The following is an 18423-nucleotide window of genomic DNA, read 5'->3' as shown; positions in this document are numbered from 1 at the left end:
AAGGGCGGGTGCGGTGAAAGTCAAGTTGATTGCCGCTTGCCTGCTGGCGGGCCTGTTGCTGGTGCTGCTCTCCACCATCACGGAACGTCGCCCAAGCCCGGTCGCGCTTGTCGATATCGATGCCGGGGTGCGGTGGGTCGACTGCTGGTTCGACAATACCTGGGACCTGAACATTCGCTGCGGCCAGCTCACTACCACGGGTGAAGATGGCCGGTTCACCCTGGCATTCCTGGTGTTCGAAAGCGCGTCAGCCGAGCGCCGGCCGGACCCCCTGGTCTATCTGGCCGGCGGTCCCGGCGCCGCCAGCCAGGTGGCTGCGGACCAGGTGGAAAACTGGGTCTACTGGCTGGAGCGGGCCGATTTGTCCCGCGACTTTATCGTCTTCGACCAGCGCGGCACCGGCCGCAGCCAGCCGCAATGGGGCTGCCGGCAGTACGATCGCTTCGCGCGCCGGGTGCTGGCCAGCGCTATCGACCTCGAGGAGGAACTGCGCCGCGGTGCCGAGGTGCTGCGCGGGTGCTGGGCGCGGTTGGCGCGCCAGGGCTTCAAACCGGATTATTTCTCCACCCGGGCCAGCGCCGGCGATGTGTTGTTGCTGATGGAGCAATTGGGGTATCAACGCTGGAATCTGTTCGGTGTCTCCTATGGCAGCCGCCTGGCGCTGGCGGTTGCCGCCCGCCGGCCCGCCGGTCTGCGCAGTGCCGTGCTCGACTCGGTCTATCCGCTCGACAAGGGATTGGTATCTGAGTGGCCCTGGTTGCTGGCCCACGCCCTGCAACGGTTCTGGCACTATTGCGGGGTCGAGGCGGCCTGTGGAGTCGGGGCTGCCGATCTCGAGGCCCTGTTCTGGCGGCAGATGCGGCAACTGGCACGCAATCCCCGGACGTTTACGGTCAGCAGTTGGCACGGCCGGGCGCCCTATAAGGTGGTGGTCAATGACCAGCGCCTGCTCAGCATTGCCTTCAGCGCCCTCTACGACGTTTACACCATTGAAAAACTGGCCGGCGCCCTGCAGGGACTGGAGCGGGGCGAGACGCAGTTGCTGGCGTCGTTGACTGAGACCTTTACCAACTATGCCCTGGAGCCGGGGTTTAACAGCGTCACCTATTTTGCCGTCGAATGTGCCGATAACCCGCCGGTCAGCGAGGCCAGTTATCAGGCCGCCGTGCAGGCCTTTCCGGACCTGGCGGCCTACACCGAAAGTGCCTGGCGTTACGATGTCTGTCCCGAACTGGCGGCTGGTACCGGCACCTCCTGGCGCCCGCCGCAGTTGGCCGGTGCCGGCGGGGGCCTGGCGGCACATCCACCGATGTTGCTATTGTCCGGTGGCCTGGACCCGGTAACGCCGCCGGAGTGGGCGGTCGAGCTTGCGGCCAGGCGTCCCAACAGTCAGCATCTGGTGTTCGAACAGATCGGTCATGCCGTAGTCAGCAGCAGCGACTGTGTCCACCAATTGTTGCGCGCCTATCTGGATGCGCCCGGGCAGCCCCTGTCTCTTGACTGCGGCGGCTCGCCGCCGTAATGCGGCCGTCTAAAAAACACACTTTTTGGTCAAAATAAAACACTGTGTAGACCTGCGGATATGGGGTACACTGCGGATCATCGATGGGTGGTGCCGCTGGTTCAAAGTCGCCGGTTCCATGCCATTGGTAGATAGCGAGTCGTCGCAAAGAATAAATTCGCATTGTTTTTTCCGCAGATATAAACCAATACCTGTTAAATAATTTCCCTATTCCAATATCGATGAAGAAATTTTTAGCCGTCCGCGCCCGTACTCTGTTTGCTGCGAAGAGCGCGTTGATATCCCAGGGTATCGAAGTTGTGAAGGCCAATGTCGAAAGGAGTGAGCCGGCGCTGCGCAATCTGGTCGAAGGCCTGCACCAGCGCGGCCTTACCTACGACATCGACGGCCTGGGTGTGTTTTGGCTGTTGGTGGACAGTCCCCATGAGCCTGACTATTTCACCGGCTTTAGTGCCGTTGAATGTGCGTTTTCCGAACTGTGGTTGCAGCAGGCGGCGCAAAAAGTACGCTACCTGAAGGGTATCGCCTATTGTGATGCCACCAGTGCCTGGGCGGATGAGTTTGTGATCAAGGACCAGTCGCGATCTATCGAGGTCAATTTCGAACGCCCGCCGGCGTTTGCCACAGCGGCAACGACCCCGGTTGACAGCAGTGCGGTCGCCGCCGGTGAGAACGCGAGACCGGGCACGAGCGGGGCCATCGTCGACCTGTTTGGTGCACCACCGCCGGAGCAGGATGGGCGGAAAAAATCCCGCGCCGGCAAAAAAACGGCGCGCGCCATCGAAGAAGAGCAGCTCGATATGTTCTGCCTGTAAGACCTGAGGTTCTGACTGCGCCGATGGCAATCCTGTGGCAGCAAACCAGCGGTGGTAATCGCTACGAAGTCCGCAGCGCGGGCGCTACCCGGCGCCTGTATACCAACGGCGTATTCCACAGCCAGTACAACCCGCGCCATCCGGTGGGGGGCAGTGTTTGGGACCTGTTGCTGTTGCCGGCTTTTTTTCTGCCCGCCGGTCAGATCAAGCGCGTGCTGGTGCTGGGTGTCGGCGGTGGTGCGGTCATGCAGCAACTCAACTATTTCCTGACACCGGCTCTGATTACCGGCGTTGAACTCAACCCCGTGCATCTTCGGTTGGCACAACGCTTCTTCGGACTGCAGGCCGGCAATATCGAGTTGGTGCAAGCCGATGCCGTCACCTGGGTGAACGAATACCGCGGCCCTGGTTACGATCTGATTATCGACGATTTGTTTGGACATGACGGTACTGAAACCCGTCGCGCAGTGGCGGTGGACGCCGACTGGACCGCTGCACTTGCCAAAGCGCTGGCACCGCGGGGCGCGCTGGTGTTTAACTTTCACAGCGCTGCGGCATTGCGAAAATCGGCTCCTATGCTGGCGACTGAACGCCGCTTCGTGTCGGCCTATCGACTGACGACATCGTTGTACGATAATGTGATCGGGGCTTTTTTTACGGCGCCGGTAACCAAAAAGCTGTTCCTCGACACCCTGGCTGCAACGCCCCATTTGGATCGGCGCAAAAAGTCCTGCCGGTTGAATTTTACATTTCGCAAACTGCGTTGAGTGGCGTGAGTCTTTCTCGGTGCGCTTTCGTGTCTCCAAAGCCGCAACCCGACGGGGATCAATCGAATGGCGCTATCTTTCCGTGGATTTTGCCAGTCGGTGGCGACACAGATAAAGGGCCTTCAGCGAACGAAAGTAGAAAGCCCTCAGTGAACGAAGGTAGAGAGCCTTCAGCGAACGAAGGTAGAAAGCCTTCAGCGAACGAAGGTAGAAAGCCTTCAGCGAACGAAGGTAGAGAGCCTTCAGCGAACGAAGGTAGAAAGCCTTCAGCGAACGAAGGTAGAGAGCCTTCAGCGAACGAAGGTAGAAAGCCTTCAGCGAACGAAGGTAGAAAGCCTTCAGCGAACGAAGGTAGAAAGCCTTCAGCGAACTAAGATAGAAAGCCTCCAGCGCATACAATTGAAGAGCCGCCAGCCAACATAAATAGAGAATCCTCGGGCTTCGAGGATGAAAACCGTCAGCGGCTGCCCGCCAGGTAAAACACATTGAAGCTGCCGTTGCCGGCCACCTTGTTGACAGTGGTGAAAAGAGCGGCTGCTTTGCGCTGCAGCGGCAGGAACTGGTTGACCACAAAGAAGGCGGCACCTTGGGCGCTGAGCAACTGCGCAGCGCGTTGCAGAAATTTATCGGTAAGGTCGCCCTCGACACCGAATCCCCGATGAAAAGGTGGGTTGCACACGATCAGATCAAAGCGCTCGCGTAACTGCGCTCCGCAATCATCCGCCACCACACTCACCGCCAGTCTCGCGTTGGAAAAGTTGTACTCCGCCGCCTTCAGGGCTGCGGCGTTATTGTCGGTGGCCACGCGCCGTTGCGCAGTGATCGCTGTACTGGCGAGGGTGAGATAGCCGTAACCGCAACCGAGATCCAGCAGTGTAGCGGGCGGGGCGGGTAGCAGGGCCAGCAGCGGTGCCAGGTTCTCGATCAGCAGGGCGCTGCCCGCGTCGATTTTATTCCAGCCGAACACGCCGGGTTTGCTGTAGATGGGAGTGCCGCCGACCTGGGCGATGGGGCGTAGTTCGGCGTAGTGCTGGTCGTCGAGCCGGGGTCCGGCGGCGGGCGTCTTGGTGATGGTGGTGATATAGGCCCGGCCGGCTTTTTTCAGTGTGGCGTTGCTGCCAAACAAGACGCTGGCTTTTTTTGCATAACTCTTGATCCCCTCACTTTTTTCGCCGCACAACACCAGCGTGCCGCCATCCTCCAGGCAGGTGTATGCGCGGTTGATCAGGTGGTGGGTCAACGGTTTTTCTTTGGAGATGCGATAGACCAGGATGTTGCATTTGACAGTGTCCAGCAGGGCGCAGTCGAAGTCGCAGAAATGGCTTCGGACGCCCCTATCGCACAAGTGCTGATAGACATCGTAGCGATTGCTGAAGGCGGTTAGATAAGGGTGCCGGCCCCGTTGCAACCGGGCACCGGCTGTGGAGGCATTTTCGTCGGCGAACCAGAGGGTGGGGCGGTCCGGTGCGGTCAAATAGGGTAGCAGGGCGCTATAGCAGGGGTCCATCGATCAGAACCCCGCAATCTCAGCCGTGCTCAGCGGGCGGTACTGGCCGGCTTGGAGATCGGGGTCGAGCGCCAGCGCACCGATCGACTCGCGGTGCAGTGACAGGACGCGATTACCAGTGGCGGCAAACATGCGTTTGACCTGGTGGTACCTGCCCTCGGTGATACTGAGTCTGACCCGGCACGCCTCCAGTATTTGCAGCTTGGCCGGTTGGGTGGGGCGGGCATCGGCTTTGAGGCGGACCCCGGCGGCGAACACCGCGATCCACTTATCAGCCAGGGGTTCGGCCAGGGTGGCGGTATAGGTTTTCAGGCAGGCGCGCGCCGGTGCGGTAACGCGGTGATTCCACTGACCGTCATCGGTAAGCAGCACCAGGCCGGTGGTATCCCGGTCCAGCCGGCCGGCGATCTGCAGCCGGCCGGCGCCGGGTTCGGCAATCAGGTCGATAACAGTGGGGTGGTCGCTGTCGCGGGTGGCGCAAACGTAGCCCGCCGGTTTGTTGAGCATAACGTACTGTGGTTTGGGCGCCGTCAACCGGCGGCCGTGCAGCGTGATCCGGGCACCGGCCGCCACCGCCTGGGCGGGATTGGCGACCGGGTCGCCGTCAATCGCGACGGCTGCCTGCCGCAGGGCTTTTTTTACCTGCGAGCGGCTGATACCGGCAGCCTGACTCACAAACTTATCCAGTCGCATGGTGTCCTGCCTCAGTTTCCGCCGCTATGGGCTGGGCCTGGGGCCGGCGGTGGCGGCCCATTGACCGGCCGCTAACCGAGTGTCTTCTCTCCCGCTTCGACCGACTGATAAATCAGGGTATTGATGGTCATCGGACCGACCCCGCCCGGCACCGGCGTATAGGCGGCGACCCGCTCTGCCAGTGGCGCCAGCTCGACATCGCCGACGCCGCCGGGGTGGTAACCGGCGTCCACCACTACGGCGCCATCCTTGACCCAGTCGGCGCGGACAAATGCCGGTTTCCCGACAGCGGCCACGACGATATCGGCCTGGCGCACCAAGTCCGGCAATTGGCGGGTGCGGGAGTGGCAGATGGTCACCGTCGCATTGGCGTTGAGCAGCATCATCGCCATGGGTTTACCGAGAATCGGGCTGCGACCCAAAACCACGGCGTGGCGGCCCTCGAGCGGAATATCGTAGCCTTCTAACAGGCGCATAATGCCTTTTGGGGTGGCGCAGCCGTAGGCGGCCTCGCCCATACTCATGCGGCCGAAGCCGAGGCAGGTGACGCCGTCGACGTCTTTGCTTAAAGCAATGGCGTCAAAGCAGGCCCGTTCATCAATCTGCGGCGGTACCGGATGCTGCAGGAGAATACCGTGGACGTTGGGGTTGTCATTGAGTTCGCCGATTTTGGCCAGCAGTTCTGCAGTCGAGGTGGTGGTGGGCATTTCCACCTGCAGTGAATCCATGCCGACCCGCCGGCAGGCGTTGCCTTTCATTCTCACATAGGTGGCCGAGGCCGGGTCATCGCCCACCAGGATAGTGGCGAGGATAGGGGTTTGGCCACCGCTTTTTTCTTTTAGGGCGGCGACCCGCCGGGACAGTGCCTGTTCGGTTTGTTGCGCGAGGGCTTTGCCGTCGAGGATAAGTGCGGGCATAGCGGATGAGTTCCCCTGTCGTCTTGGCTGCAGCTGTGGGTGAAGATGGAAAAGGCGCGTATTGTCCCACAGGAATCGAGCCCCGTCACTACCTGAAACAGGGCTGAGGTCGGCCGCTAAGTCCTTGGTCTGCATAGATAAATTTTCAAGGTTGACGATATAGTCGTTGACGGCAAAGAGGGGCCTTTGTATTATGCGCCCTCCTGGAATATGGCTTCGGCCACAGCCGGCGGAGTGTAGCGCAGCCTGGTAGCGCGCCTGCTTTGGGAGCAGGATGTCGGGGGTTCGAATCCCTCCACTCCGACCATTCCATGTGAGCTGGCAGGGCTCTGCTCAGTAACGCGCCCGTAGCTCAGTTGGATAGAGCAACGGCCTTCTAAGCCGTGGGTCGCAGGTTCGAATCCTGCCGGGCGCGCCACCTCCTGCGCTTTACGATTTTCTCAATAGCATTCAATGCTCAGTTCATAAAAACTGCCATAGCCTCTGTCCCCGGCGCAGCTCGTTTCCCTTAAGACTCTGAAATAAATAGACTTTTAGTTCGAATGCTGCATGCCTCCCTCAGATACGGTCCCTGAAAGGAGAGGGGGGTGATCTTTAGGATGTGCCGGATTTTGGCATATGCTTGTGATATGCTGCGGCATGGGCTATAGTTCCCACACTTTTGGAGGTTGATACCATGCATACCGCAAAACTGTTCGTGAATGGCCGCAGCCAGGCGGTCCGGATTCCCCGGAGTCTTGCTTTCAAGGGTATCAGTGAGGTGGCCGTCCGCCGGGAAGGGAACAAATTGATTTTGGAGCCGTTGCGAAAGACCTGGACCTCGTTGCCCAAGGCAGGCACCGCGGGCGATGACTTTATGTCCGAGCGGCCTGATGTGATGGAAACCGACCGGGTTAAGCTTTAATGCTGTATATGCTCGATACAGACATTTGCAGCTACATTATGCGACAGGCCCCTAAACCTCTGCTGTCAGTGATGGAAGAAAAAGTCGAAAGCGGTCGCACGATTTGCATTTCCGTCATCACGTATTCCGAACTGCGTTTGGGCGCCGCTCGTTCTGCGGCGAGTGAGAAGTACAACCGCTTGATCGACGAGTTCTCAGATCGGCTGGATTTCATCGCTGACTGGACGACGAAGGAAGCAGATTGCTTTGCCGAGCTGCAGTCGCGGCTATTCGCTGAGGGCACGCCCATCGGACATAACGATACCATGATTGCCGCACATGCGATTTCACTCGACGCCGTATTGGTTACAAACAACCACAGGCACTTCTCAAAGGTGCGGGGTTTGACGCTGGAGAACTGGGCTCAACATTGACATTCGCCGACAGCAGCGGCATTCGACACGCTGCCTTAAGGCGAAGTGCAACGAAAGTTTTGTCAGACAGGATTTTTCCAGAGATACGCTTGTCCAACCTCTTCTAAGATAACTCGAGTTTCCAGGTCCGGCGCACAGCAAAAAGTTCGATATGCGTTCAATAGGGGGCGCCGCCCTCCGCACCCAGCGGCTTTTTCAGGTATATCAATAATTTAGGATGCTTCACGAGGCGTGAGCCCGATGTCGAGAACGCGACGGCGTCTCTACGTCATTGAAATAATGGGTAATCTTGAAGTTCGAATCCTCTGGGGGACGGTGTGTGATCTGGAGTTCCTGCCAAAGGACAGCGGTCGCTGCCGCCGACCCTGAGGCGCTCAGCGTGGCCGAGATTGGCACCGCGATTGCCGATCATCTGGGCTATCGGGGAAGGCTACTCCCGCTGGACGTCGGTGATGATCATGGCAGCGCGCCGATCGGCTGGACACCTTGGTCGCTGCCAAGGCCTTTCGTACTCAGCACGAGGGCAGCAACTGAGTTGGGATACAAGCCAGTAACGTCATATACAGAGGCGGTGGGTCCATATTGTGACTGGCCCAGGCAACACGACGACACCAACTGGCAAACAGCCTTGGCCGGGTATCCACTTCCGCTTTTCGACTATGCGGCAGAGGATCGCTATATTCACAGCTCTTCCCACGCGTGAGCTGAGAGCTGATTTTGGCAACTCGTCAAAAGTGGTGCTGGTGACAGTAGGGTAGCCTCAAGGCTCAGCAGACAGCAAAAAGTTCGAATGTTGCATGCCCCTCCCTTACATTGCCTTCGAAATAGGGAGGGCATGATGAACTTTGGGAGGGCACCGATCATGGCAGATTGTCCGCGGCAGTCGGAGCGCATTTTAGGCGATTCTGCCGCCATTAATCCCGGTTGACCAAAAGCTGACTTCAGCATTTTTTCTATGTATTCTTATCGCAATACCCAAAAGACCTGGAGGAACGGGTGGCTCGCGCGGTCCGAACGCACGCGGATGACAATGTCGCAGTTGCACTGGAGGCGGCAAAGCCGGGCGACGTGCTGTCGGATGGCACATTCAACGTGGTTGCGATTGAGAGAGTTCCGTCAGGCTATAAAGTCGCCCTGCAGGACATCGAACGTGCCGCCTCCATCCGCCGCTACGGGCATACTATCGCGGTGGCAACCCGGACCATACCGTCAGGGGCGCTGGTCCACACGCACAATGCATCGGGATCACGCGAGCGCCCCGGTCCGGAGGTGCGACCCACCGATCGCGAATTTAGGCCTACTTCGACACGCAGACTTGAGTTTTTCGGATTTCGACGAGCCGATGGGCGCGTCGGCACGCGCAACGAGTTATGGCTGGTTTGTCTGGTCGGCTCGGTTGAAGAACTGGCGCGCCGCGTTGCAGCCGAACTTAACGAGCGAGAGAATGGGGAAGATCACGGCGTTTGGGTAGTGCCCGCATTGGATTCCTCGCCCAGACCAGATCCCTCGTTCGATGCGTTTCTGGGGGCACTCGTTTCACACCCGAACTGCGGCGCGGCGCTTCTTATCGGACTCCGTTCTGCCGACTTTTCTCGGCTGTCCCCTTCGCGAACTGAGAATGGGCGTCTCAGGCAGATTGGTTTACAGGACGAGCCTGACGACTACCATACTGTCCTTGGGGCTGCGCAAGAGATGCACTCGCTAATAGTGAGGGACAATCGGTCCCGGCAGGAAATTGGCAAGCTCATCGTTGGGCTGAAGTGCGGTGCAACCGACGGTCTCAGCGGACTCACCGCGAACCCGTTGCTCGGACATATAGCTGATATCGTTGTCGCCAGCCATGGCGCGACACTGCTGACGGAGTTACCCGAGCTTATGGAAGCGGCCGACCACTTTAGAGCTCGCGCCTCCACAGTCGCTACCTCGACTCGGCTCGATCTCATTCTCGAAGACTACAGGAAGCAGTTCGCGTACGAGGGTGCGGTGGTGCCCGGCGAGCCCAACCCCGGGAACATTGAGGGCGGCCTGACGACCCTGGCCGAAAAAGCGCTCGGTGCGGCACAAAAATCGGGTTCCTCTCCCCTGGTGGGCGTGCTTCGCTATGGCGAACCCGCGGTATCGAGCGGTTTTCAGATTGTCGAAGCGCCTGGAACCGATGAACTATCCACCAGTGCACTTGTCGCAGCCGGGGCCAATATTGTTCTTTTCAGCACCGGCAAGGGTACGCCGATGGGGTCTTTCGCGCCCGTCGTTAAGATTTCCTCGACGCAACGTCTGGCCAGCGAAAAGCCGGACTGGATCGATTTCGACGGCGAGCCAATGATCGAGACGGCGCAGCAGTTATCATGCGTGAATGCGCTTTTGGACCTCGTGCTGGATGTCGCTTCCGGGCGCCAACCGAAATCGCATTCAAATCGCCAAATGGCCTTTTGGCGGCGCTCTGCGGTTCTCTGATCTTGGATGCTGTATCAATGCCTTAAGCAAGATACTCGCTGGGATACGTCTGCCCAATCTCCTCCAGAATAATCCGATCTTTCAGGCCCGGCGCGCAGCAAAAAGTTCGATATGCCTTCAAATAGAAGGCGCCAGTCTCTAGATCATGATTTTGGCTTTTTGATCAATAAGTTAGCTAGCCTTCAGTTTATTGCCCACCGTTGTCTATCGTCAATATTCTGAAATGTCTTATTTTTTGAGGTTCGAATTCGTTACGGTTCTTAGGTTTGGGTGATAGTTGAGGAGGGCGAAATTGCCAGAGTTTTCTCCTGGGGTGCCGGTAGAATGTTGGTCATTACCGAGTTCCGGCGCTCGCCGAGCCGGTCGCGATTACCAAGGGTGGCTATGTCTACACAGTATCCTCTCGGCTTGAAGTATTAGCGGCTAGAGCACCTTGACCGACAATCCTTGTTTTCTGTTTGCTTGGAGGATTCCTGCGGATGTCATCGCCAGAATCGAGAAGGCAAAGGTGCTTTCAGGGAACGATCACCTTGACCTGGAGTGTTCGCAATGACACCTCACTCCTGACTTAGGTAGGATACCGCACCGACAGATATGATGATGAAGACAGCGCCAGGCCATTGCAACGGGGTCAACACCTCGTCCAGGAAAATATAGGCCGTGCCGACGCCGAATACCGGGATCAGAGCAAGGTAGAATGCGGCGATGTTGGCCGGCAGCCGCTGCAACGCTAAAAGATATAACCCGAATGCTAAAGCGTATTGCACGACGCCCGACACGGCCGCGAGAATGAGTATGTCCAATCCAACCCCGCCGAGCCCGACCGTGGTGAGCCCGAGTGAAAGGGCGAGCGTCAACACCCCAAGAGTCCAGATCAGACCAACGCTCTGCTGCATAGCCGATAGTGATATTGGATCGAAGGTCATAACTAACTTTCGCGTGGCGATTACGTAGAGTGCGGCAAACAGCGTGCCGGCTGTGATGAGAGCATCGCCGAGCAGTGATCCTTCACCGGTGTCGTTACTGATGTCAGGAATAACCACCAACCCGATGCCAAGACTCGCCATCAGTACCAAGCCCAACATCGATGCACTCACGCGCTCTCTCAGAAGAATCCAGGCGAGTAGGACTACAAAAAGCGGCTCGGCTGTTCCGATGAGGGAGGCGTTGCTGGCAGTCGTGAGCGCAAGTCCGACGACGCCAAGTGTATACGCAATACCCGGTTCCAGAAGTCCGCTCAGGCTTCCGCGTAGCGCCCGCCGGTCAAAGCGACAGCGCACACGCAGCACGAGAGCGGTGATCCAAAGAAACGCGACCGACGCCGTCAGTTGGATGATCAGAAGGGTCATGGGCGGCATGTGCTCGAGCACTCCCTTGCTCAGAACGGTTGCCGACCCCCAGCAGGCGGCGGAGAGTATTGCCGCCGCCATGGCGATACCGCGCCCTGGCCGGTGTGAGGGCGATGCATCCGCCGTGACGGAGCTTGGTGTCTTACTTGGAGCGGCAGAGTGGGGCGGTTTCACCAAGGTGATCTCGCTTGTCTTCGGACATCATGTGACGGCGCACTCCACCGGGCAGGTCTCGCTCGGACAGATGCGCTCGTCACAAAGCCGGCAGATATGGTCGGCGTGTTGGCGGTCGCGGGTTAGCGCGTTGAGAAGTCTCTCCATCAGACCGGTCAGTGCGGCTCGCTCGTCATCCGACAACGGGCCAACCACTTCGGTGAGCAAGCGTCTACGGCCTTGAAGGATCGCGCGCCGGCGCGCCTGCCCCCGTCGTGTCAGGTAGAGGGCTGAGGTACGCCCGTCCGCGCCACCCCGGCGCTCAAACAGGCCGTCCTTCGTCAACCGGTCGACGAGGCGAACGGTCGCCGAATGGCTCAAGCCCAGTGTTCTGGAGAGTCCATCGATCGATTCGCCCGGATGAAAGCCGACGGTCACGAGCGCAGCGGGCGCTGTCGCCCCATGTTCGGCGCGCATCTCCGTCTCGCGGTTCAGCGCGTCGGTGAGGCCCAGCGCCAGCGCGCCGAGCAGATTGGCGGTGCGATCCTTATTCATTTTGCAATTATATGCATACTGCATACATAGTACAAGTAGAGAGCGCAGACAAAGAAGTGCTCCTTGAGTGCTACTTTACCCGGATGTCCCTGCGGACGTGATTGCGGAATCGGGAGAGCGGAGGTGCCATCGGGGAACCAGCACCTTGACCTCGAGCTTTCACTTTCTTCTCAGGCCGGGCGTTTGCCGCTGATCAAATTGAGGCAGGTGCCCCCTGTGGCAGAATAGTTGGTGCTTGTTGAGCGAGCCTGGCACGCTGTCGCGCCGGTGGCCTCAGATGCGCCCATCTCGTGGGTCATGAGTGCGACCAAGGCCCTACTGAATCAAAGCTCCACGAGCCTGGAATGAGTAGTTTCAAGCGAAATGTGGGCCCGATCAAACGCCCGGCGCTCTGGGCCGTCAATCCGATCAAGCTCTTATGCTACGGCCAGTTTGGGCAGAATCTTCACAGAGACAGCCTTCTGCAGGTGATACAATAGCGAGTGGAAAATGACCTAAATATTGATGTAAGAAAGGCATTGGCTTGAAGTTGCGGTGTAACGGGATATGATTCGATGAAAGTGTTAATAACAGGAAGCTCAGGTCATCTGGGCGAGGCTCTGGCCCGGGTCATACTGGCAGAGCCCGGGTCAGATCTGGTCGGTCTCGACATCAAGCCTTCACCGTTCACGACGGTCGTAGGTTCGGTAGCTGATAAGAACTGCGTGGCAGACTGCATGACAGGCGTGGATGTCGTGTATCACACAGCGACACTCCACAAGCCCCATGTTGCTACACATTCGAAGCAGGCATTCGTTGATACCAACATATCGGGCACCTTGACCCTGCTCGAAGCGGCAGTCGCAAACGATGTTAGTAGCTTTGTCTTCACCAGTACCACCAGCGTTTTCGGTGATGCGATGCGCCCCGCGGCTGGAGAACCTGCCGCATGGGTCACAGAAGACACTAAGCCGCTACCCAAGAATATCTATGGCGTAACCAAAATGGCAGCTGAGGAGCTTTGCCATCTCTTCCATCGAAAGCACGGGCTCAGTTGCGTTGTCTTAAGGACATCGCGTTTTTTCCCGGAACAGGACGATGATCGGGAAAAGCGAGAAAATTATTTGGACGCTAATATCAAAGCGAATGAGTTTCTATACCGCCGTGCCGATATTGAGGATGTTGTCAATGCCCATATCAATGCAGCGGAGAGAGCGAACGGTTTGGGATTTGGACGCTATATCGTAAGTGCAACTACGCCTTTTCTTCCCGAGGATATGACCCAACTCAATTCCGATGCGACCAAGGTAGTACAGCGACGTGTGCCCGAATTCGATGATGTTTATCAGTCATTGGGATGGAAGATGTTCAAGCGGATTGACCGGGTCTATGTCAACCAGGCGGCCCGTAAAGATTTGGGTTGGACGCCAAAATTTGACTTCAGGTATGTATTGGCGTCCTGTCGCGCGGGGGAGAAGCCAATAAGCGAAATTGCGGTTGCTGTAGGAAGCAAGGGGTATCACGATGAAGTATTCAGTGATGGTCCGTATCCGGTTCATGAGTGATAGCTTCTGCCGCTCTGCGATTTAGGCTCTTTTTGGAGAATATTGGCATTGATGATGCGCTTAATAATAGTTATTGCGATGTTGGGAATGGGGTGGGCGATGCCGGGCAAGGCCGGTGTAGCGACGGATACTGCCGGCGTTCGCCTGACTGCCGCGGTCGTTACCGATCATCGCTGGCGTGTCTTTTCCGATATTTTCCCCGCGCTACCCCGCAATGGCTATTCGATCTCTCTTAACGCGGACGGCTCGGCCGCGAGCGGGAACTTTTCTGATGTCGCGCAGTGGGCCATCAATACCGCCGGTGAGTTGGAGTTGCGAACCGCAGATGGTTATCCAAGTTTGACATTTCGATGGTATCCATCTCACCGTGTGTTGGTCGATTGCCGCGGGCGTGGTAGCCCCCCCATGATTCTGGCGCTTGCGGATTCGTATGCTGTTGTGGCTAAAGCGCTCAGGGAGCTCGGTATCGAGCGATGTTAGGGTGACGGAAATCGAGACCCCAACTCATAAAGGGTCTCGAAATTTAGGGCCAGCCATCCGTGTCATGATCCGGATGCTGGCGGTTGGTTGCGGTAATCGAGCGTGCCCACTCTCCATCGCCATCCGCGCCTGTGGCTGCCTCATCGGTAATCGCCGTCAAACGTGAGAACCAGGGTATTCGCGACTCGACTCCTTCTTGTCTGTGCGGCTCAACGCGCTGAGGGTTGTCGAGCGAGCCAATCGTCAGGTTTGTTCTGCCGCTGTTTTTCCCTCGATAAAACAGGGGCGTACCGCAGAGAGAGCAAAAGCCGCGCTCGCCTTGGTCGGAGCTTTGAAACACGTCCGGACTGCCTCGTGTCCATTGCAGTGCATCATTTGGGGCCGCTACCAGTGCGGCAAAGAGGTTCCCGACAGCCTTCTGACACATCCGGCAATGACATATATGTGCGTTGTCGAAGATTTTTTCAGAATGATAGCGAACAGCGCCACATTGGCAGCCGCCACTGATGGTTTCCTCGCGTATTTTCATAGGCTTGCCCCGTCGAAATCTTCGATCGATACTGTTGAGAGATCGAATCCTTCTGTGCAATTTAGATTGATTCCAACCATCTCGTTTCCATCGGGGCCGATGCCACGTCCAAGCGGAGAACAACCACATTTTGCGCAAAACTGATGCCTGATATTTTCCTCACCAAACGTGTATTCGGCGATCACCGATGCATCGGCATCGAGCGCTAATCGGTCTGGACTTGAGAACGCTAATATGCACGCCTTACGCCGGCAGATTGTACAGTTGCAGCGTATGGCCTGTGTTGGTGAATCATCCAGCGTATATTTGATCGCCCCGCAATGGCAGCTTCCCTTAATCATGGCAGTATATACCTCTGGAGGTTGTCGAGAGCTTCATCCCAGCCTTCAGCATGAGAATCGCGAGATGCTTCGGATTCAAGATAGGCTTGGTTGAATACAATTTCAGTGGCGTCTCCGCTCTCTTTGAGCGTCACTGTGATGATCGAGTGGTGCTCTGATCCTTCCCACGATTGCGTGAAAACAAGCCGTTCTGCTTCGATCACTTCTCGGAACACGCCCAACGTGGTGTGCGATCCGCCATCGGATGAGCGCATGCGTGTCATCCACTGGCCGCCGACTTGCGCATCGATGCCCACTTCAAGCACCGTGAAACCCTTGGGGCAGAACCAGTGCCGCAAATGGTCCGGCTCAGTCCATAACCGCCAAACTCGCGCTATTGGTGCATTTACTATTCTGGAAATTGTGTACTCAGGATCTTTTGGGGTGATGGTTTTTGTTGCTGCGCTCATTCGGTCTCACTCCGGTTAGAGGCGTCGGCGTACTCTTGCAGGCGATCAAGAGCAGATTCCCAATACGCTCTTTGATGGGTTATCCAGTCCTCGACGCGGTTGAGGGTTTTGGGAGCTATCCGATAGGTTCGCACGCGGCCCTGCTTCTCTGACACAACAAGCCCCTCGCTTTCCAGCACGCGGAGATGTTGCAGGAATGACGGCAACGCCATTTCGAATGGCGCCGCGAGTTCTTTTACAGAGGCGGGGCCCTGACAGAGTTGTTCAACCACAGCCAGGCGGGTGGGATCGGCAAGTGCGTGGAATACGCGGTCAACGCTATTGATATAGTTAGTCATACGCCTAACCATAGACTAACCGTATAGTTAGGTCAATACCTATCTATTGTGACGGTCACCTTTGGGTCGATAGCGCCAGGCTTTCGCTCAGTTGCATATCAGGTTGCTCTCGACCGCAAGACAGACGTTATTGAGCAGGGCGACTTGCTGTGTGAGAAATTATTTCGGAACTTATTACCGATTTACCGATTTACCGATTTACCGATTTACCGATTTACCGATTTACCGATTTACCGATTTACCGATTTACCGATTTACCGATTTACCGATTTACCGATTTACCGATTTACCGATTGCCTCAGAGGCGCAAGGTCACCGGCTGACTGTGTCGATAAAGTCTTGGGCACAGCCTCGCTGCCGGTTGCCGTAGAGCCCTCTCTAAATCTGGATTCTGATCCAGCTTCCCTGTTGCGCTGTCACTTTGGCAGTCTCTGTCCATTCGTTTCGACGATCAAAGACCCTGGCCGCGGATCTTTGACCGGTTTTTCCATATCGCCTCTTAGACAGTATTGCTTTCAATAGGGATCGCCTTGCCAGCCGATAGTTACTCTTTTGCTATCGGAATCGGAGGATTACCGGTTAAGCCAACCGCTTCGGCAGTCTGCTCAGCATTCGCGGCCGAGCCTAAGTAGCTGTTCATTGCGGCATAGTACTGGGGCATATGTTCACTTAGCAGCTTGCCTATATGCTTGCCATTGATTTGGGTGTTGTTGGCCAACTCAGCCAAGACGGCAACCCACGAAGTCACAATACAACCTGCAGCAGCCAGGCGTGTGGTGGTTACCTGTGTAATCATAGGATTGAAATCAGCACTGGCGTCTATCACAACGTATACTTCATAACCATCCCGCAAGGCTGCAATGGCGGGAAATGCTGCGCATACTTCTGTCGCCAGGCCGGAAATAACAAGTTTTTTTCTGCCTGTGGCCTCTACGGCCGCCTTTGAATCAGGATCATTCCAGAAGTTGACGAAAGGGCGATCTATAACATTAACTTCAGGGAATAAATAAAGCAGCTCGGGCATCGTGGGTCCATTGGGGCCGGTGGGCCAACTAGTACCCATGATAACCGGTATCCCAAACGCCTTGGCAGTTTTCGCGTGCCCTAAGATGTTGTTCTTCAACTGTATCGGATCAATTGAGGTAAGAAACGACAGCAGGCCAACTTGATGGTCAATCATCAAAAAAGCACAATTGTCTGGGGTTAACTCACTTTGCGGTAGCGCCATTTGAACCTCCCGGCTAAAAATTTAAGATTAATTTTAGAAAACTCTGTCCAGCGCTCTGCAACCGCGCTGTGCTGGCAAGGTAAGATAAAAAACAATGGCTGTATTCTGGCTTTCAACCTTTTCTGGATTCCTATTGACGGCATCCCGGTGCTGGATGTCAGGGCATTAAAACGCTCTGTCGCCACCGGTTTGACCTTGATGCTCGTGTATCACTGAATAGCCTGCGGAAAACCGGCCCGGATAATACTCTGACGCAAACTCCAGACCGGCTTTGGAATTGTGCTCAACCGCTCGATTCACGAGGTTTGCGGTGTTCAATAAGGATGGTTTCAAACAACTGTTTAAATAATCGGTGCCTCAGAGATCAAGCTCACCGGTTCTAAAAAAGTGACAAACGCTCCAAAAATGGTGATCTGAACGTAGATTCAACCCGTAAGGCAGCAGTAAAGAGAGCAGAATGTAGTACGCAGTAGTGATATCCGCGGGTTCGTGGAAGGATGATTTTTGACTTGACTTCAAACTTTACCAGAAAGGACAGTTTATCTTGAACGAAAGTTACAGTTTGGTTGATTTTTACTGCAATCAAAACGGCCATGGGCACTGTCAAAAGGAAATTCGTCGTGGTGGCTCTTTCGACGTCACATGTTTGTTAGTAGAAATGCCCGCCTATCGAAAATCAGTGCCGGCGGTCGGTGATTTCTCAGTGGGTATGGGTCTATCGACGAATGTCCCTGCCCGCTGGAACTATGGAGAGAAGTGGATCAATCACAAACTTGCCCAACCGGGCAGCACTGTTGTGACACCCTGTAATTTAGCGGTCGACTTCGATGTTGGTGGAGATCATTTATTGCTGTTGTGTACTTGTCCGGAGGTAAAAGTAGTAGCTCTTTGTGAAAGCTATGCTGAAGGCTCGTATAGGAAGCTAATGCAGCTGACATCGTTTTCGTTCATATACGATCATGTGCTTCGAACTAGCATGCAACGTATCTGGCATGTTACCAAAGAATATGGTTTTTCCTCTGATCTACTCATTGACGGCTTATGGATGACTATCATCGGCAGACTGCTTGAACTAGTCAATATAAAACCGAAGCCATCGCGACATAAACTGAGTAGTGTTCATATTAAAACAATTGGCGATTATGTTGAAGAAAACTATCACCAGAGTATCAACACGGCAACCTTAGCTGGTTTAGTAGGCATGTCTGTCAGCCGCTTTGCTAAAGAATTTAGGCAATCGACCAGCAAAACGCCGTATCAATTTGTACTGGAAAAGAGAATTGAAAAAGCGCAACTCTTTCTCTGTCAGAAGTCTGCCAAGCTTTGTGATGTCGCTTATCGCTGTGGGTTTGCGTCTCAAACCCACTTGAGTGATATCTTCAGAGAAAAACTTGGAACCACCCCGAAGCAGTACCAAAAAGAAATCGCGATCTAGCTGACTGCGACGCTTGGTGCGCAGATAGCT

The 18423-nt window shown here is 56.1% G+C and carries 21 protein-coding genes and 2 tRNA genes; 12 read left to right on the top strand and 11 right to left on the bottom strand.

The annotated features are described in order from the left end of the window. Positions 1–13 precede the first annotated feature (13 nt). The 3 genes from FKG94_RS13415 to FKG94_RS13405 all read left to right on the top strand — a co-directional run bounded on the left by FKG94_RS13415 (position 14) and on the right by FKG94_RS13405 (position 3104). Positions 14–1522 carry an alpha/beta hydrolase gene (locus FKG94_RS13415; protein WP_142904853.1) on the top strand — a complete coding sequence of 503 codons (1509 nt, stop codon included), beginning with the start codon at positions 14–16 and terminating at the stop codon, positions 1520–1522. 221 nt (positions 1523–1743) lie between these two features. Continuing rightward, on the top strand, positions 1744–2337 hold the full coding sequence (locus FKG94_RS13410) for a hypothetical protein (protein ID WP_142904852.1): 594 nt from the start codon (positions 1744–1746) through the stop codon (positions 2335–2337). Positions 2338–2360: 23 nt separating this feature from the next. Next, a complete protein-coding gene (locus FKG94_RS13405) occupies positions 2361–3104 on the top strand; it encodes a spermidine synthase (RefSeq protein ID WP_142904851.1) in 744 nt (247 codons plus the stop codon). Between the two features lie 72 nt (positions 3105–3176). Here FKG94_RS13405 and FKG94_RS13400 read toward each other — a convergent pair whose 3' ends face one another. From FKG94_RS13400 to folD, 4 genes are all read right to left on the bottom strand, one after another. Next, positions 3177–3503: a hypothetical protein gene (locus tag FKG94_RS13400; protein WP_142904850.1), complete on the bottom strand. Its 327-nt coding sequence runs from the start codon at positions 3501–3503 to the stop codon at positions 3177–3179. Positions 3504–3561: 58 nt separating this feature from the next. Next, on the bottom strand, positions 3562–4611 hold the full coding sequence (locus FKG94_RS13395; protein WP_142904849.1) for a class I SAM-dependent methyltransferase: 1050 nt from the start codon (positions 4609–4611) through the stop codon (positions 3562–3564). Positions 4612–4614: 3 nt separating this feature from the next. Beyond that, positions 4615–5304 (bottom strand): 16S rRNA pseudouridine(516) synthase RsuA, encoded by a 690-nt coding sequence (rsuA, locus tag FKG94_RS13390; RefSeq protein ID WP_142904848.1) that lies wholly within the window; start codon positions 5302–5304, stop codon positions 4615–4617. Between the two features lie 71 nt (positions 5305–5375). After that, positions 5376–6221 (bottom strand): bifunctional methylenetetrahydrofolate dehydrogenase/methenyltetrahydrofolate cyclohydrolase FolD, encoded by an 846-nt coding sequence (gene folD / locus FKG94_RS13385; protein WP_179957642.1) that lies wholly within the window; start codon positions 6219–6221, stop codon positions 5376–5378. Between the two features lie 230 nt (positions 6222–6451). Here folD and FKG94_RS13380 point away from each other — a divergent pair. The 5 genes from FKG94_RS13380 (at position 6452) to FKG94_RS13360 (ending at position 9992) form a co-directional block, all read left to right on the top strand. Beyond that, positions 6452–6528 (top strand) — tRNA-Pro (locus tag FKG94_RS13380). A 34-nt stretch (positions 6529–6562) separates the two neighbouring features. Continuing rightward, positions 6563–6639, top strand: a tRNA-Arg gene (locus tag FKG94_RS13375). Positions 6640–6897: 258 nt separating this feature from the next. Then, the gene (gene vapB / locus FKG94_RS13370) at positions 6898–7125 is read left to right on the top strand and encodes a type II toxin-antitoxin system VapB family antitoxin (RefSeq protein ID WP_142904846.1); all 228 of its coding nucleotides are present in this window, start codon (positions 6898–6900) and stop codon (positions 7123–7125) included. After that, complete coding sequence (locus FKG94_RS13365; RefSeq protein ID WP_142904845.1) at positions 7125–7538, top strand: type II toxin-antitoxin system VapC family toxin; 414 nt, start codon at positions 7125–7127, stop codon at positions 7536–7538. The genes vapB and FKG94_RS13365 overlap by 1 nt, the downstream gene beginning before the upstream one ends. Positions 7539–8534: 996 nt before the next feature. After that, positions 8535–9992, top strand: coding sequence for a UxaA family hydrolase (locus FKG94_RS13360; RefSeq protein ID WP_142904844.1), 1458 nt, complete (start codon positions 8535–8537; stop codon positions 9990–9992). A 557-nt stretch (positions 9993–10549) separates the two neighbouring features. Here FKG94_RS13360 and FKG94_RS13355 read toward each other — a convergent pair. Together FKG94_RS13355 and FKG94_RS13350 are read right to left on the bottom strand one after the other, a co-directional pair. Next, positions 10550–11422: a DMT family transporter gene (locus FKG94_RS13355; RefSeq protein ID WP_142904843.1), complete on the bottom strand. Its 873-nt coding sequence runs from the start codon at positions 11420–11422 to the stop codon at positions 10550–10552. 120 nt (positions 11423–11542) lie between these two features. Further along, a complete protein-coding gene (locus tag FKG94_RS13350) occupies positions 11543–12049 on the bottom strand; it encodes a MarR family winged helix-turn-helix transcriptional regulator (protein WP_142904842.1) in 507 nt (168 codons plus the stop codon). Positions 12050–12603: 554 nt separating this feature from the next. Here FKG94_RS13350 and FKG94_RS13345 point away from each other — a divergent pair. Together FKG94_RS13345 and FKG94_RS13340 are read left to right on the top strand one after the other, a co-directional pair. Continuing rightward, a complete protein-coding gene (locus FKG94_RS13345) occupies positions 12604–13593 on the top strand; it encodes an NAD-dependent epimerase/dehydratase family protein (protein ID WP_142904841.1) in 990 nt (329 codons plus the stop codon). 42 nt (positions 13594–13635) lie between these two features. Continuing rightward, positions 13636–14073 (top strand): hypothetical protein, encoded by a 438-nt coding sequence (locus FKG94_RS13340; protein ID WP_142904840.1) that lies wholly within the window; start codon positions 13636–13638, stop codon positions 14071–14073. 43 nt (positions 14074–14116) lie between these two features. Here the strand turns inward: FKG94_RS13340 and FKG94_RS13335 are convergent, their stop codons facing one another. From FKG94_RS13335 to FKG94_RS13310, 5 genes are all read right to left on the bottom strand, one after another. Further along, positions 14117–14602: a GFA family protein gene (locus FKG94_RS13335; protein ID WP_142904839.1), complete on the bottom strand. Its 486-nt coding sequence runs from the start codon at positions 14600–14602 to the stop codon at positions 14117–14119. Further along, positions 14599–14943 carry a GFA family protein gene (locus FKG94_RS13330; RefSeq protein WP_142904838.1) on the bottom strand — a complete coding sequence of 115 codons (345 nt, stop codon included), beginning with the start codon at positions 14941–14943 and terminating at the stop codon, positions 14599–14601. The genes FKG94_RS13335 and FKG94_RS13330 overlap by 4 nt, the downstream gene beginning before the upstream one ends. Continuing rightward, complete coding sequence (locus tag FKG94_RS13325; protein WP_142904837.1) at positions 14940–15392, bottom strand: SRPBCC family protein; 453 nt, start codon at positions 15390–15392, stop codon at positions 14940–14942. The genes FKG94_RS13330 and FKG94_RS13325 overlap by 4 nt, the downstream gene beginning before the upstream one ends. After that, positions 15389–15730, bottom strand: coding sequence for an ArsR/SmtB family transcription factor (locus tag FKG94_RS13320; protein WP_142904836.1), 342 nt, complete (start codon positions 15728–15730; stop codon positions 15389–15391). Before FKG94_RS13320 ends, FKG94_RS13325 begins: the two co-directional genes overlap by 4 nt. Positions 15731–16274: 544 nt before the next feature. Next, complete coding sequence (locus tag FKG94_RS13310; RefSeq protein ID WP_142904834.1) at positions 16275–16958, bottom strand: isochorismatase family protein; 684 nt, start codon at positions 16956–16958, stop codon at positions 16275–16277. On the opposite strand from FKG94_RS13310, the gene FKG94_RS13305 reads away from it, so the two are divergent. Beyond that, positions 16959–17174 (top strand): hypothetical protein, encoded by a 216-nt coding sequence (locus FKG94_RS13305; protein WP_142904833.1) that lies wholly within the window; start codon positions 16959–16961, stop codon positions 17172–17174. A 328-nt stretch (positions 17175–17502) separates the two neighbouring features. After that, positions 17503–18393, top strand: a complete 891-nt coding sequence (locus FKG94_RS13300) for a helix-turn-helix domain-containing protein (protein WP_142904832.1) — start codon at positions 17503–17505, stop codon at positions 18391–18393. Positions 18394–18423 lie beyond the last annotated feature (30 nt).

It is taken from the genome of Exilibacterium tricleocarpae, assembly GCF_007004655.1.
Classification (GTDB): Bacteria; Pseudomonadota; Gammaproteobacteria; order Pseudomonadales; family Cellvibrionaceae; genus Exilibacterium; species Exilibacterium tricleocarpae.
The sequence above is the reverse complement of the archived record's forward strand: the minus strand, read 5'-3'. Positions and strand labels throughout refer to the sequence as shown.